At 53.5% G+C, this 15371-nt stretch carries 11 protein-coding genes; 6 read left to right on the plus strand and 5 right to left on the minus strand.

The window, feature by feature from the left end; genetic code table 11:
* Window positions 1-170 precede the first annotated feature (170 nt).
* From NST26_RS04490 to NST26_RS04505, 4 genes are all read left to right on the plus strand, one after another.
* Window positions 171-1742, plus strand: a complete 1572-nt coding sequence (locus NST26_RS04490) for an extracellular solute-binding protein (RefSeq protein WP_340978666.1) — start codon at window positions 171-173, stop codon at window positions 1740-1742.
* A gap of 78 nt (window positions 1743-1820) precedes the next feature.
* Window positions 1821-2729 (plus strand): ABC transporter permease, encoded by a 909-nt coding sequence (locus NST26_RS04495; RefSeq protein WP_036723142.1) that lies wholly within the window; start codon window positions 1821-1823, stop codon window positions 2727-2729.
* Window positions 2730-2753: 24 nt separating this feature from the next.
* Window positions 2754-3623, plus strand: coding sequence for a carbohydrate ABC transporter permease (locus NST26_RS04500; RefSeq protein ID WP_036723143.1), 870 nt, complete (start codon window positions 2754-2756; stop codon window positions 3621-3623).
* 48 nt (window positions 3624-3671) lie between these two features.
* Window positions 3672-5876, plus strand: a complete 2205-nt coding sequence (locus NST26_RS04505) for an alginate lyase family protein (protein WP_340980797.1) — start codon at window positions 3672-3674, stop codon at window positions 5874-5876.
* A 48-nt stretch (window positions 5877-5924) separates the two neighbouring features.
* Here NST26_RS04505 and NST26_RS04510 read toward each other — a convergent pair whose 3' ends face one another.
* From NST26_RS04510 to NST26_RS04530, 5 genes are all read right to left on the minus strand, one after another.
* The gene (locus NST26_RS04510; protein WP_340978668.1) at window positions 5925-6716 is read right to left on the minus strand and encodes a hypothetical protein; all 792 of its coding nucleotides are present in this window, start codon (window positions 6714-6716) and stop codon (window positions 5925-5927) included.
* A complete protein-coding gene (locus tag NST26_RS04515; protein WP_340978669.1) occupies window positions 6713-7714 on the minus strand; it encodes an iron-siderophore ABC transporter substrate-binding protein in 1002 nt (333 codons plus the stop codon). The genes NST26_RS04510 and NST26_RS04515 overlap by 4 nt, the downstream gene beginning before the upstream one ends.
* A gap of 81 nt (window positions 7715-7795) precedes the next feature.
* The gene (locus tag NST26_RS04520) at window positions 7796-9433 is read right to left on the minus strand and encodes an ABC transporter substrate-binding protein (protein WP_340978671.1); all 1638 of its coding nucleotides are present in this window, start codon (window positions 9431-9433) and stop codon (window positions 7796-7798) included.
* A 124-nt stretch (window positions 9434-9557) separates the two neighbouring features.
* A complete protein-coding gene (locus NST26_RS04525; RefSeq protein ID WP_340978672.1) occupies window positions 9558-10583 on the minus strand; it encodes a helix-turn-helix transcriptional regulator in 1026 nt (341 codons plus the stop codon).
* A gap of 117 nt (window positions 10584-10700) precedes the next feature.
* The gene (locus tag NST26_RS04530) at window positions 10701-11477 is read right to left on the minus strand and encodes a polysaccharide deacetylase family protein (RefSeq protein WP_339253915.1); all 777 of its coding nucleotides are present in this window, start codon (window positions 11475-11477) and stop codon (window positions 10701-10703) included.
* Window positions 11478-11669: 192 nt separating this feature from the next.
* On the opposite strand from NST26_RS04530, the gene NST26_RS04535 reads away from it, so the two are divergent.
* Together NST26_RS04535 and NST26_RS04540 are read left to right on the plus strand one after the other, a co-directional pair.
* On the plus strand, window positions 11670-13079 hold the full coding sequence (locus tag NST26_RS04535) for a deoxyguanosinetriphosphate triphosphohydrolase family protein (protein ID WP_339312958.1): 1410 nt from the start codon (window positions 11670-11672) through the stop codon (window positions 13077-13079).
* 218 nt (window positions 13080-13297) lie between these two features.
* Window positions 13298-15082 (plus strand): methyl-accepting chemotaxis protein, encoded by a 1785-nt coding sequence (locus NST26_RS04540; protein ID WP_339253918.1) that lies wholly within the window; start codon window positions 13298-13300, stop codon window positions 15080-15082.
* Window positions 15083-15371 lie beyond the last annotated feature (289 nt).

Consider the following 15371-nt stretch of genomic DNA (forward strand, 5'->3'; position numbering starts at 1 on the left):
AAACAGATTATAGTACATTGACGGACATGGAGATACCTGCGGCCCGGCAAATCTTAAAAATGGTGACACTTTGGCTGGAATCCGGCATGTTCTTAAGCTCCGGCGTCTTCTATAATCCAAAGTGTAAGCACGATGTAAACGCAATCAATACAAGCAAATGGGGGATGACAATGAATATTACAAAAAAGCTTGTACCGCTTGTAGCTTCGGCGGCGTTGATGGTAACTGCACTGGCGGGCTGCGGCAGCGGTAATAATTCAGCGGCAGGCAGCACAGCGGCACCGGAAGGCAGTACACCAAGCGGTGCGGCTAGCAAGCCGGCTAGCATCAAGGCCATGACCATTCTTTTCGGCAATCCGCCGGAGATGACGAACAACAAGGCACTGGAGGATCTGGAGAAGCGCGGCAATGTAGATCTGAACGTAACCTTCGTGCCATCCGAAGCCTATACGGATAAGCTCTCTGTGGCAGTATCGGCCGGAGATTCCTATGATCTGCTGCTGATGGATGGCGGCAAGGACGATAAATTCAACAACCTGGTGAAAATGGGCGCTTTTCATGACCTGACCCCTTACCTTGCGAAGACCAAGAATATCAGCCAGATTGATGAGGTGGTCTGGAACGGTGCCAAGATTGACGGCAAATCCTACGGGATTCCCCGCCCTCGCGGTCTCTACGGTGGAGGTGAAGCCAATATTCTGATCCGCAAGGATTGGCTGGATAAGTATAATCTGCCGGTTCCGAAGACGATGGACGAGCTGACGAATGCGCTTGCGGTGTTCAAGGAGAAGGACCCGGCGGGCGGCGGCAAAACCATCCCGTTCACGATCTACGGTTCAGACGGTGTGAACAGCCCCGGGCCGTTCTCGGGTGTCCTCCCGATCCAGTATGCCTTTGGCATTCCTAATGTGTGGAAGCTGGACGGCGACAACGTGGTCCGTGATTTCCAGACGCCTGAATACAAGGCATTCCTGGAGTGGCTGAGAGATTCGTGGAGCAAGGGCCTGATCGACAAGGATGCGCCGGTATTGAAGAACCAGGGGCAGGCGCGGAGTAAGTTCCTTGCGGGCACTGCGGGTGCTTTTGTCGGGAATGTCAGTGATATTGTAGAGACCAACGTAGAAAAGCTGAAGCAGACCGACCCGAAGGCCGAAATCGCGATTGTCGATGTGCTTGAAGGCGCGAACGGACAGAAGGGTGCTTCTGTACTCTCCGGGTACTACGGACTGTGGGCGGTTCCAAGCTCCGTGCCGGAGGATAAGGTGCAGCAGATTGTAGACTTCCTTGACTTCACGGCCTCCGAGGAGAATGTAGCGTTCTCCAAAGCGGGAGTCACCGGCATCCATTCCAGCGATTTCAAGAATGGGGTTGCGGTGCAGACCGAGGAGCAGAAGAAGCAGTATGAGCTGGATAAGCCGAACAATTTCATCCTGGAGAACCGTGCAGATCCATATGTATACGCCAACTCCAAGGAGCCGGACATCCTGGCGCTGCAAAAGACAACTCTCGATACGATCAGCAAGATCGGGGTGGAGAATCCGTTCCTCAGCTACAACTCACAGTACGCCAGCAAGAATCCGGACAGCTATAAGAAAATGAGTGCGGTCATGACGAAGTATGTGCTGGGCGAGGGAGCCTGGGAGGATGTGCAGAAGGAGATTGATACCTGGACGGAGGGTCCGGGCGTGCAGATCACTAAGGAACTGCAGGACCAGTATAACGCAGAGCATTCCGCGAAGTAATACAACAACACTATATACAGAGGCAAAGGAGGGGGCTTTCCCCTTTCTTTTGCCCATTTGGATAAGGAGGTTTAGCCTGTGCAGAGAGCTTTACGACCCAAACGGTTTCATCAGCTATGGCCCTTTTACTTACTGGCAGCACCGGGTATTCTCTACTTTCTCACCTTTCATTACATTCCGATGACAGGACTCATTCTGGCCTTCAAGGAATACAGCCCGTTCAAGGGCATGATGGACAGTCCCTGGGTGGGGCTGGATAATTTCAGACAGTTTTTCGGAACCTCCGATTTCTATATGTTGCTGAAAAATACGCTGCTGATCAGTCTGCTGAATCTGATCATTTATTTCCCCTTCACGATCCTCCTGTCGCTGCTCCTGAATGAAGTGCGGCTCAAGGTGTTCAAGCGTGTCTCGCAGACCATCGTGTATCTGCCTCATTTTCTCTCCTGGGTCGTGATTTACGGGATTACGATTTCCTTCTTCGGGCCTTCGGGCGTCATTAACCATTACCTCGGCCAGTGGTTCGACGGCAGCGCCAACTTCCTGGTTAGCAATGAATGGTTCCGGCCGCTGGTCATCTTCCAGTCCATCTGGAAGGATGCGGGCTGGGGCACGATTATCTTCCTGGCGGCACTGGCGGGAATTAACCCTGAGCAGTATGAAGCAGCCAAGGTGGATGGAGCGAGCCGTCTGCAGAGCATCTGGCATATCACCCTCCCCGGCATCAAAGGGACCATCGTGATTCTGCTGTTGCTCCGTCTGGGCTCCTCGATGGACTCCAACTTCATGCAGATCTTCCTGATGACCAATAGCCTTAACCTGGATGTCTCCAATGTCTTCGATCTGTTCGTCTACCATGTCGGTCTGGAGCAATTCAATTACAGCTTCGCGATTACCGTAGGCATGTTCAAATCCGTTGCCAGTCTGATCCTGGTCCTCGGGGCCAATTATGCGGCGAAGCTGCTGGGTGAGGAAGGCATATTCTAGAACAAGAACAGGAGTGGAGAGGTTATGAAGCTTAAGGCAACCTGGTTTGACACCATTATTGTAGTCATGATTTGCTTAATCAGCTTGCTGGTTATTCTGCCTTTTCTATATATTATCGCGGTCTCGTTCAGTCCGCCGGGAGATTCGATGGCCGGGAATTTCTTCATCTGGCCCAAGCACTGGACACTGGACGCCTACAGCTATCTGCTGAATGCGAATACGTTCCTGACCTCCGTCAAGAACTCTGTAATTATCACGGCGATGGGCACGGTGCTCAGCCTGTTTGTCTCGATTACACTGGCTTATGCCCTGTCGAAGAAATTTCTGCCCGGACGCCGGATCATGCTCCTGGTTATTTTCTTCACGATGATCTTTCACGGGGGCATGATTCCGAACTATCTGGTCGTCAAAAATCTGGGTCTGATCGATTCTTACTGGGCGGTAGTGCTTCCGGCAGCCTCCAGTGCCTTCAATATCATGGTCATCCGCTCGTTCTTCCAGAGCCTGCCTGAGAGTCTGGACGAAGCGGCAAGAATAGACGGGGCGGGGGAATTCAGGATTCTCTACTCGATCGTGCTGCCGCTGTCCAAGCCGATTATCGCCACGTTCACCCTGTTCTTCATGGTGCAGTTCTGGAATGAATTCTTCTCGGCGGTTATCTATCTGAATGATACGACACGCTGGCCGATTCAACCGCTCCTACGGCAGATGGTGGCGATCAGCGCCTCCAATATCTCGGCAGAGGCAGCGGTGGATGCTTCGCTTGCGGCCAACCTTGGACCCAATGTCCAGAATGCGGCCATTTTGCTGGCGATGCTGCCTATCGTCATAGTGTACCCGTTCCTGCAGAAGTATTTTGCCAAGGGAGCAATGCTTGGTTCGATTAAGGAATAGACTCAGGCGGAGAGATCCGCGAATATAAAGGTGATGATAGAATTGACTATGGGGTATAAAGATCTGCGGCACAATCCCGCATACACTAAGCCGCAGTTATCTGCTGAAAAATTCTTAAGCACGAGGCTGGACTTGACCAGACTGGAGCTTGCCGGAGTAGCGGCTAAGCTGGATATAGGCGATGTCCCCGGTGCACGGGATGCTTATTTAGAAGTCATTGCAGCGGGTAACAACGGAAGATACTACTTTGATGTGAAGGATGTTCCCAAGCTGAAGGCGTACGCTGCCAGCCATTACAGCGGAGAGGAGGAGGCGCAGCAGGATATTACCGAGGCGGACCGGATTGTGGAGGGAGATATCCCCCTGTTCAAAGGGAAAAGAGTGGTCTTCCGGAACGGAAGCTACGACTGGAACAGCTGGCTGTTCGACAGCTCGCAGTATCAGCTGCATCTGACCCGGTTCGTCTATGTGAAGCGTCTGTCCAGAGCCTACGCGCTGACCGGGGATGATAAATACGCCAAATGCTTCAATGATATGATCAGTCATTTCATTGACGATAACCATATGCCGGTGGATGGTACGTTCCGGGCGGAGCATTGTAGCTGGGACCCCCTCTCGGCCGGTGTGCGGATGTTCATGCTGCCGGAAGCCTTCATTACCTTCTTCGGCTCTCCGGCCTTCGAGCCTGAGGTGAAGCTGAAGCTGATTCAGTCCTTCCAGCAGCACGGCGAATATGTGCGCAAATACCATGCGAGCGGCGGCAATCATGTCTGCATGCAGCTCCGGGGGCTGACTCAGACGGCGCTGCTTCTGCCTGAGCTGAAGGATTCCGCCGAGTGGCTGGAATACGCCGGGCGTAAGCTGCCGGGATACATCCTTGAGAACGTCTACGCCGACGGGGTACAGTTCGAGGGCAGCCCGAATTACCACCTGATCGTCATGCGCGAGCTGTATGAACTGGTGGTTCTGTACCAGAAGCTCGGCATCGATGCCGGAGAATACCGGGAGACGCTGGAGAAGATGTATGTCGTCACGATGCATCTGCTGGCACCGGACGGGCAGCTGGTCAAGTTCGGCGATACCGATGTTCAGGTGCTCAGCGAGCTGCATAATGTCATGAGCCTGGGCGCTTACCTGTACCAGCGGGGGGACTTCAAGGCATTGGGTCATGAGCGGCTGCCGTTCTCCCTGCTGTGGAGAGTGGGGCCGGAGGCTGCGGCGGAGTATGATCAGCTCAAGGCTGTTGAGCCGGCGGAGACGGCAGCCTGCTTCCCGGCAGGCGGTTATGTAACCTCGCGCCAGGGCTGGAGTCCTGACGATATGTACATGGCGATGCGGGCAGGTGTCGGGATCGGCGGGCATGCGCATTCCGATGCGCTCAGCCTGGTGCTTTACGCCGGAGGACGTGAGCTGCTGGCGGATTCGGGTATGGGCTTGTTCGAGTGGAACAAAGAACGTAAATATACAGTCTCGACCCGTGCCCATAACACTGTAGTTGTCGACGGTCAGGACCAGCATGTCCGCAGCTTCCACTGGAATACGCCGCCTACGGCGAGCTGCAGAATCTGGGACACGCAATTTAGTGAAGTCTATGATTATGCTTTTGCAAGCCAGTACGGATATACCCGGTACGAAGATCCGGTGGTTCACTCCCGTAAGGTGCTGTTCGTCAAGAACAGCTATTGGCTGATCGTGGACCTGTTCCAAGCAGAAGGGCAGCACCGCTATGAGCAGTATTTCCACCTGCCGCCGGGTGCAGCAACCTACGATTCTCTCAGCGGGGAAGTGGTCTCGCAGCTTGAGGGGGCCAATCTGCTGCTGAAGCCGCTGCCCTCCGGGCTGGCGGAGGACCGGCTGACGCTGGAGCAGGGCCTGATCTTCAAGCAGGGGCACTATCACGAGAGTCCGGTCATGAAGCGTTCCCTTACCCTAACCGGCAGTGCAGCCATCGTAACCCTTGCCGTTCCGTTCGGGGCAGCGAAGCCGCAGGTGCATGCCGAACGGCTGCCTGTGCGGCAGCAAGGGGAATTACTCTCCGTGCAGGAGGCAACCGCGCTGCGTATCGATATGGAGGAGCGGGTGGATGACATCTGCCTCTATCATAAGAGTGTCGATGTCACGAGCTACCTCGACCATACCGGCAATATTATCTCTGAAGCGCTGCTGCCCCGCAAGACGGAGCCGGAAGGCATCGCGTTTGCCGGGGGCAGCTATAACCGGGATGTTATTGTTATTAGTGGTCCTAGAGGATAGCAGAACAGAACTAAGCAACGCCCATCCTGAACCGGGGATGGGCGTTGCTTAGTTGTCTAATATATTCCATCTGTCTTCCGGTGATAGCTTGGGGCAAGTGCTGCAATACTCTCCGGCATCAGGCCCAATCCTGATCCGGTAGGCCAGACAGCAATGCCTGCGCAGATATAATGAGCGGCCGCGCAGCTTCGGATGCTCAACCTTGCGGAACCGCATGGATAATTCATCCGGCTTCTCCGGCTGAAGCAGGGTATTATAATCCTGGCCGATGATCCGGCCCCGATCCTCAGAGTCCCAGAGGCCCCTGTCCGTGCGCAGCCTTCCATACAGGTTATGCAAATTATGCGAAACCAACGACCACATGACTCGTTCCTTGGCTCCCGTATAACTTGATACCGCTGCGAACACCTGCCGCAAATGTTTCAGCAGGTGTTCCAGATATTTGGCAAGGCAGGCTTGGCGGACTTCCGAAGAGTTATCAAACCATCTGTCCGTGGCTGCGGTCTCCGCTTCATACTGCATCATTCCTGCATCCGTTAGCCTGAACCGTAAAGCGCCGGGCAGCAGGGAGAGCGGGGTATCGAAGAGAGTGATGGAGGCGGCCAGTCCCATAATCAACACCGAGTACCTTTTGGCAAACAAAGTTCCTACTACAATTCCCGGAGGCTGCCCAAGCTGGAGTGATTGCTGCCCGATAATTAGCGGAAGCTTCGCTTCGTCCAATAGATCTTCTGTACTGAACGGAAAAGAATTACTCCGGTTCTCCGTGACCGTCAAGGCAAAATGCTGCTGCATAAAACCTTGTATCCACTGGCTCCCAAAAGGTTCAGCGCTGCTCATGGCTCCATCCATGCCACTATTTCATCAATAATCTCGCCCCGGCCGATAACCCCCCAGCCCTTGAAAAGCCAGAAGGAATCGGTCTCATGAACCTTTCCTCCCTGTACGGCAGGGATGTTCTTCCAGAGTGCGCTCTTCTGCATGTTGTCCAGGAAATCGCGGGCATTCGGGTCCATCTCAAGGACGATGAAATCTGCTCCCAGCTCCGGCGTTTTCTCCAAAGATAAATCCTCTCTCTGCTCTGACGGCGTAAGTGCGGCGGGTTCAAATCCGAGATCCTGGTAAAGGAGTGCATTGGTTGGATGACCTTGCTGTGCGTACACTTGGAGTGTCTTCTCCCGTACACGGAGGTAGGCGAGTTTTTTGTTCTCCAGCACTTTGATTTTCTCGCTGGCCTGGATCGTTTTCTGTTCCAGTTCAGCAATTTTTTCCTTCGCCAGGTCCGTCTTGTCATACATCTCCGCAATGGTTAGCAGGTCCTTGGTCCAAAAGGAAGTATCGTCGCCATAATCAAGCCATTCATTTCCAAGAACGATGGTAGGGGCGATTTTGTTCAGTTGCTCATACGAATTCTCGGCCGTCCGGCTCTCAATAAGAATCACATCCGGATCAAGCAAGGTAATGGCCTCAAGGTTGGGATTATCCGCCGAACCTACGGTTTGTACCCCCTGCAGCTTGTCAGCCAGATAGGGAAGATACTCTCCTCCGTACCGGACCTCTGTGTTCACACCGGAGGGCTTCTCTCCGATAGTCAACAGATGATCTATGTACTCTGCTGTGAGAACAACGATCTTATCGATTTCGGACGGAATCACAGCTTCTCCCTTAAGGTGGGTAATTGTGCGTGTGCCCGTTTCCGCAGCCCCCTGATCGCTGGTTTGGGAGGCGGAGGGACGTGGTTCTTCAGAAGCCGGTTGTCTTGCTCCATTGCTGCACGCAGCCAGTATCAGCAGCAGCACGGCAAGGAGCATGATCTGGAGGGATTTCAATCGCTTCATTTATTTCTAGTCTCCTTTGTGCAATAGATAATAATAATCATTATCATTATGATAGGAGAACGATACCTACTTTACAATGGATTATAACCCTGTGTTGGCGTGGATAATTCTATCGGCCGGCCTGCTAATCCGGGATGCAACATACGACATGGCCCACTTTCTGCCTGAGGGTCCGAGTGTTTTGAACAACAGATCTCCGGCATCGAATACCCGGGACTGCTTCACTGCATCCAGGGAAGACCATTCTCTGGACGAGAGCAGTGCTTCCAGCCGTTGTCTCGATTCCAGGGTAGGGTCCGCAGCCAAAAAGATGGTTCCCGGGTTATGCCGGGGAAGCTCATGAATCTCGAAATCCATTGCTTCAGTCTGCTCACGGGTTGAGGGGGGCGGACTCAGTCCAAGATCTTGGTATAGCAGAGTTCCTGTCTGATTGGAGGCGCCGTATAAGCGGTAGAATTCAGAGCTGACTCTGATAAAAGAAACTGTGGGCCGCACATCCTGTGCTTCCAGCTGTGATCTAAGGAGGTGCTTCTGCTCTGCGTAGCGGTTCATCCAGTCGTCTGCCTGCTGCTCTCTGCCCAGAATGCGGGACAAACGGGACAACTGCTGCTCCACATTATCGGTATGCTTAAGAACAACCGTCGGTGCGATGGACTCCAGCAGCTCGCCTGGTAACAGGCGGTCGCTCCCAATAATCAGATCAGGCTTCAACCGTGCCAGCTCTTCATAATTCAACCGGGAACCGTTCAGGCGGACTATGTCCTGCTCCAGTATACCGGAGTGGGGAAGGCTGTAATTTCTTGACACCCGCTCCCGGTAAGACAGCGCAGCCACTGGCATCAATCCAAGTGTCATCAGATAATCATCCAGACCATAGTAGAGAACAGCAATACGGATATGATTGTTTTTGAGGTAACCGGCCGGTGCCACGCCTTCCGATTTCTTGAATACCCGGCTGAAATAATGCTCGTCCTTATAGCCCACTTCCTTGGCGATCTGCTTGACACGTTCGGAAGAGAAGAGCAGCTGCTTGGCCCTTTTTATCCGTTCCTCCTGCAAATAGGCCATAGGTGTCTTGTCTGTAAGCTGCTTGAACGCTCTGATAAAATGATTGGTGCTTAAGCCCGCCATTAGAGCCAGTTGCCCAACTTTAAGCTCTTGGTTGTAGTTGTTCTTCATGTGGGCAAGCACAATATCCATCCCTACAGCCTTGTCCTGCACAATACGCTTACTTGGTTGAAGTATCAACGCGAGCAGCTGTTGCAGCCGGTGCTTGGCGTGCATGATTTCCTCCAGGTTACGGGTACGGTGAAAGGAGGTCATTTGCCGGTTGATCTCTGCAGCCTGCGGATGGCCAGATGCTTCAAGCTTCCCGCTAACCGGAAATACCGGAGGATGTAGCTCCTGGTGCCTGTGATCCTTACGAAGCTGTATACAGGAGAAGAAAATGATCACATAACGTAGCGGTTCTGTCGTCAGCGCTTTGCCTTCCACTGAAGTTTCGGGCAACAACAAAAAGAAATCTCCTTTATTCGCTGTAAGCAGCCCTCCATTTAGGATAATCTGTCCTTTACCTTCTGTGACATAACACAAGGCATGGTGGTGAAGGGTCCTTCGGGGCAAAGCTTCCCCTTCTGCCAATCTTCCGTAATAGCTGTGTACGCTTGAAAAAAACAAGCGCTCCAGCCTGAACGCTGCCTGCGGTATTGTGGATAACATGCGTTCCTCCTCGTTCGGCCGGGAAAATAGCAACTGCTAGATTCGGCAGCAAGTTAGCAGCCCAAGGGACTACCGGATGGCAAAGCTCGCAACCGGACATCCCTTAGGCTGGTTTCTATTGGTTTCAAGTCTCGTAAATAATATTGCCCGTCTCGCTCAGATCATAGCTGTGAATCGAGCTTAGCTCACTGCGGAAGGCCTCCGAGCGCAGAATATCCAGAATGGCGTTAATCCAGGCTTCATTCTCCGGCTTCTTCACCATGACCAGATCGTAGCGCTCGCGGATCAGCGGAATGAAGTCGATGCCGTCAATGATTTTGGCCGCCTTCTCGGTGCCGATGCCCACATCCGCCCCGCCTCTTGCCACCAGGCTGGCTACTGCCAGATGGCTGTTCTCTTCATTAGAGTATCCGTTCAGGCGGGAAGACGGAATTCCATGCAGGCGCAGCTGTTCATCCAGCAGCACCCGGGCGCCGGAGCCGCGCTCACGGTTAATCAGCGTTAGCCCGTCCTGCCGGAGATCCCCCCAGCTGCGGATGCCCAGCGGATTGCCCTTCTGCACATAGAAGCCTGCGCTGCGTGTTAGCAGATGCACTACAATATAGGAGAAGCCTACGAGCAGCTTGCGGATATAGGGCAGGTTATACTCGCCGCTATCGCCATCCAGCAGATGGGTACTGACAATATCTGATTCGCCCTGATACATGGCGATGAGGCTGTCCAGACTGCCTGCATAGGAACGGAGCGGGCGGGTGGAGGGCAGGGTCCGCTCCAGATGGGTCGCCAGAATATCAAGTGACATATCCTGCCCGGTAATGACTACATGTACACCGCTGCTCTTCATGCTGTGCGGCGGCGGGGAGGCGAAGGCCTGATAAGGCGCAGCGAACGGGGGGCCCATCTGCTGCGCTGACTGCGCCTGAGGCAATGCAGCTTCGCTCAGCCCGCCCCCGGGCAGCGGATGCGCAGAAGGCCCGCTGTTGCGGGAATTCTGCTTGTACCTCTCCAGATCAGAGAGGTCAACCCGCATCTGCTTGCCGACACGGTAAGAGGGCAGCTCGCCCTTTTTAATGAGATCATAGACCTTGAGCTTGGAGATTTTGAGCAGCCGGGCGATTTCCTCGGTTGTATAGGAAGTATTCTCGGTCATGTATTGTACCCTCCTGGGGGATGGACATCGGCAGATTCACAAATAGCCATATTAGGATAGCCTTATTATGCTCAAGACTACCTTATTTTGTGAACCTGTGCAATCCGGGCAGGCCCCCTAATAGGTCATATGGCGGTCTGTCTTCGCCTGCTGCACATCGGATAGCTGAATCAGCTCCGAGACGGTAACAAACCGGAAGCCCTGCTTCCTCAGCTCAGGCAGAATGATCTTCAGTGCTTCCTTCGTCTGCGACGGCCCGTGGACATGGTCGTGGAACAGGACAATATCGCCGCTCTTGGCATTGCGGATCACCCGGCTTGAGATGTTCCAGACGCCTGGGCGGTTCCAGTCGCGGGTGTCCTGATGCCAGGACCACAGCACGGGCTTAAGGCCCATGCTGTTGGACACATCGATCAGCGTCTCGTCATACATGCCGCCCGGCGGTCTGAACAGGCTGCTGTGTCTGCCGGATATCTTCATAATTTCCTTCTCCGTCAGCGCAAGCTCCTCCTGAATCTGCTCCCCGGAGATCGGCCTTTTGAAATAGACATGATTATAGGTATGGTTCGCCAGCTCATGTCCTTCATTAATCACGCGTCTGGCGACATCGGGATAAGCGGCGATCCGCTTGCCAATCGCAAAAAATGTGCATTTCGCTTGATACTCATGCAGCACCTCCAGAATGCCGTCCGTCTCCAGGGGGTCCGGGCCGTCATCGAAGGTCAACGCAATCACCTTCTGGCTGGTGCGCACTTCCCAGATCATATCGCCGCGCTCCTCATAGTAGTAGCGGTTTTTTGCCTTGTTCGGACTGCCCAGGGCCAGATCGGAAGGGCTGTGCATCAGCGCCAGTGCGGCAAGAACTGCGGCGGTCAATCGGGTGGCTGTTCTCATGGCTCTCAAATTCACTCCACACTTGTTTTTATAAGCGGTTCTTGCTGCTTAAGTCTTAGAATGCTCTATCCCCCTTGGTTGCTATGCATCTATAGCAGCCCGCAGGGCGATTTGCATTTTAGAGTGAAAGTTCCGGCAGAAATGACTTATAATAAGTTACTAAATACAGATCAAGGAATAGGGGCGGCGGAGATGAGACTGATTGAACAAAGAGAGCATAGACAATATCCCGAAATCACGAAGCTGGAGACCTCCAGAGCCGCATATGAACGCGACTATTCGCGTCTGATCCATTCGCCGACCTTCCGGCGGCTGCAGGGCAAATCGCAGGTGTTCGGGGCCGGAACCGGGGATTACTACCGGACGCGCCTGACCCACTCGCTGGAGGTGGCGCAGATTGCCCGTGAAGCGGCCAAGAGTCTGCTGCGTTCTTACCCGGAAGTAGAGACAGGAGCGGCGGAGAATCCGGGCCTGGTCATTGATCCCGAGGTAGTGGAATGTGCGGCAATCGCCCATGACTTCGGACATCCCCCATTTGGACATAAGGGAGAAGAGGTGCTGGACAGCCTGCTGGAGAAGCTGGTTACCCGCAAGACGGTGGAGGCAGTGGCCAAGTCAGGCGCAGGTCCGGTTCAGCAGCAGACGATTCATGAGAGCATGAAGCGCAAATATGAGCATTTTGAAGGGAACGCCCATAACTTCCGCCTGATTATGTTCCTGGAGAAGCGCGAGAATATCGACGGTCTGAACCTATCGGACGCGGTGCTGCTGGGCATTAACAAATATCCTTTTCCCGGGACGGTGCTGAAGAAGGGGATGTATCTGCATGAATGGGAGTATATCCATGAGATCCGCACCCAGTGGGGAATTCCGGCAGGCAAAAAGACGCTGGAAGCGCAGCTGATGGACCTGTGTGACGATATTGCTTATTCGGCGCATGATCTGGAGGACGGCATCAAGGCCGGTAAGATTGAGGTACATGAGCATTTCCTGCATGACGACTATATCCAGCGGCTGATTGTGGAGAAGATCACTACGCTTGAGGATGCCTTCTGGTCCGGCTGGAACAAGTCGGCGATCCGCTTCAAGGTGGAGGAGGTGCTGAGTTCATTCCTTCGGGTCTGGAAGGAGAAGATGCCTACCTGTGAGAATGACTATTCCCGCACCCGCCGTGAAGTCAAGGCCTATTGGGTCAGCACCTTTGTCGCCAGCCTTGGCGTAATCGGGGACGGGGACTGGAAGAAGGTTACCTTCATTAAGGAAGGCAAGGAGGATGAGGATATGCTGCGGACCGTCAGTGTGCTCAAAAGCTTCGCCTGGGTAACGATGATCCGCGATTTGCGCGTGCAGCGTCTGCAGAAACGGAGCGAGTGGATACTGCGGCGGCTGTGGGAGGCATTCCTTGATCCCGAGACCTCCCGGAGCATTATCCCTTCGGACTGGCTGCAGCGGTTCGAGAAGGATCAGAAGTCGGCCAAGCCGATCTGGACCTGGGAGCATATGGTGACCGATTATATCGCCGGAATGACCGATGCCTTTGCCGAGAAAATCTACAATGAGCTGTACGGGCTGAAGGTCGGTTCGATATACGATCTGGATTAGACCTATACTGGATTAGACCTATATATGTGGAGCCTTTACCTGTCCGCCGTTTGGGCTGGCAGGTAAAACCTTACATCGAGAGAAACATGTAAATTTTTAACCGACTGTTGCCGACATAGTAAATGTAACCTATTTTTTTTTGCTTTTTTTATGAAAATAAATGAAATCAGATGGAAAATGGTGTAAACATCCAGATATTATCAAGGGGGCACACAGGTGTGGGTATAGGTCAGCGACTGAAGGATCTGTTAGGAAAAGGGAGGAAGGGAGCAGACAAGGAGCAGCAGGCAAGTCTGTTCCGGGGCAGAAAAAGCATCGGCTCCAAGATAGCCTACGGTTATGCGGCTCTGGCTGTATTCGTTATGATTAGCGGCGGGGTTTCGCTCTATCAAATGAACAATATGCAGAAGAACACCGGGAACATTATTAAAAATATCATTCCCGAGCTGAACAAAATACACAATGTCAATTACCTTACAGAGCATGTTATGGCCCTTAGCCTGCAGCATATCCTGAGCACTGATAACGCGGACAAAAACGCGCTTGCGGAAGAACGGTCCAAATTCATCGGCAAAGTAGCGGATACTTTTAAGGAATATAAAGCCAATCTGAAAGGAGAGCAGGAGCTGAAGCAATTACAGTCGCTTGTCGGGAAATGGGGCGAGTTCTTGACTGTCAACAATCAGGCGATCCTGCTCAGCAGCTCGAATGACGAGAAATTAGCCCTGGAGGTATCGCGGAAAGGGATTGACGCTTTTAATTCCATGCAGGTAGATCTGGATGCGCTGGTGGCGCACAGCCAGAAGGATGCTGAGGACGAGGGCAAAACTTCTGCGAGTATTTTCAATACCGCCGGGAGAATGAATATTGCAACTGTGCTGATTGTCCTTATCGTTATCGGTCTGGTGAACATGTTCGTCCGCAGAACGATCATCAATCCGCTGAAGAAAGTAACGGCGCAGCTGCAGCAGATCTCGAGCGGGGATCTGACGGCGGAAGAGACGCTGATCCGCAACAAGGACGAGATTGGCCTGCTGGCCAAGACCGTGAATGAAACGAACCGCACGCTGCTGGAAATGGTCAGCCGGATCAGAAATGTATCCAGGGTCATTACGGAGCAGGGCGATGTGCTGATGCATACAATTGCTGAAACCAAGGAAGGCAGCAGCCAGATTGCGCTGACGATGGAAGAGCTGGCCACAGCCTCCGGAAGCCAGGCCGAAGCAGCGGTGGATGCCTCCAAGGCGGTGGAGGAGCTGAATACGTTAATTGAGAATTTTGCCGGCAGAGGTACGGATCTCTCCAATCATTCAGAGCAGGTACGTCAAAAGGGTGAAAAGGGCCGGGCGCTCATGGAAAGCTCCGTGGCGCAGATGAACGAGATTGCCGATGCGGTCTCGCAGTCTATGGACACCGTAGAAGAGCTGAACCGCAAGAATGAAGGTATCTTCCATCTGGTGGGGGCCATACGAAGCATCTCGGAGCAGACCCATCTGCTGGCGATCAATGCCGCTATTGAAGCAGCAAGGGCCGGTGACAGCGGACGCGGCTTCGCCGTTGTCGCACAGGAGGTGCGGAAGCTGTCAGAGGATGTGCAACAGACGGTCTCGGAGATCACAGAGATTACGCAGGGCATCCAGCTCGACTCCAGAACCATGGTAGAGCAGCTGCGCGGCGGGGTAGCCAAGACGGAGCAAGGCAGCCGGCAGATTGTCGAGACCGGTGATGCGCTGGCTGAGATCAACGGCTCGGTCCGCATGATGGCGGTGACTATCGACGAGATGAGCCAGGATCTGCAGCAAATGACCGGTGCCAGCGAGACCATGAACGAGTTCAGCCAGCATATCTCGGCACTCTCCCAGCAATCGGCGGCAGGTGTCGAAGAGACCTCGGCTTCAGCGCATGAGCAGCTCAGCTCGACCACCGCTGTGGCTAACGGCATCTCGGAGCTGAAGCTGCTGCTTGCGGAGCTCCGGGAGTCGGTGACTCGCTTTAAGGTGTGAGGGGGATAGATTGAAGCAGCGAAATTTCGGAGATTAGGGATACGCCGTGACTGCAGAGAATGTTTGGACTTCCGGCCGCTGTTAGATTTGTATTTCCTCATTTAAGCTGCTGTAAGCAGTAGAAATACAAATCTAAAGGCGGACGCTAACGCTCCTACAGTTCCAAACTTCTCTTCCGCCACTGCTCCCTAATGGGTGAATTTCAAGTTCAATCTATTTAGGGATGGAAGTAAATAAAGAGCCTCTGCTTAGTTTAGCAGAGGCTCTTTATTATGTGTGAATTCGTGAA

This window comes from Paenibacillus sp. FSL R7-0128 (assembly GCF_038002245.1).
Lineage (GTDB): Bacteria > Bacillota > Bacilli > Paenibacillales > Paenibacillaceae > Paenibacillus_AQ > Paenibacillus_AQ silagei.

Excerpts from the sequence above, each read along its gene's own strand:
- NST26_RS04505 (WP_340980797.1), top strand. The coding sequence starts at position 3,672 with ATGGGGTATAAAGATCTGCGGCACAATCCCGCATACACTAAGCCGCAG.
- NST26_RS04515 (WP_340978669.1), bottom strand. The coding sequence starts at position 7,714 with ATGAAGCGATTGAAATCCCTCCAGATCATGCTCCTTGCCGTGCTGCTG.
- NST26_RS04500 (WP_036723143.1), top strand. The coding sequence starts at position 2,754 with ATGAAGCTTAAGGCAACCTGGTTTGACACCATTATTGTAGTCATGATT.
- NST26_RS04535 (WP_339312958.1), top strand. The coding sequence starts at position 11,670 with ATGAGACTGATTGAACAAAGAGAGCATAGACAATATCCCGAAATCACG.
- NST26_RS04490 (WP_340978666.1), top strand. The coding sequence starts at position 171 with ATGAATATTACAAAAAAGCTTGTACCGCTTGTAGCTTCGGCGGCGTTG.
- NST26_RS04530 (WP_339253915.1), bottom strand. The coding sequence starts at position 11,477 with ATGAGAACAGCCACCCGATTGACCGCCGCAGTTCTTGCCGCACTGGCG.
- NST26_RS04520 (WP_340978671.1), bottom strand. The coding sequence starts at position 9,433 with ATGTTATCCACAATACCGCAGGCAGCGTTCAGGCTGGAGCGCTTGTTT.
- NST26_RS04525 (WP_340978672.1), bottom strand. The coding sequence starts at position 10,583 with ATGACCGAGAATACTTCCTATACAACCGAGGAAATCGCCCGGCTGCTC.
- NST26_RS04510 (WP_340978668.1), bottom strand. The coding sequence starts at position 6,716 with ATGAGCAGCGCTGAACCTTTTGGGAGCCAGTGGATACAAGGTTTTATG.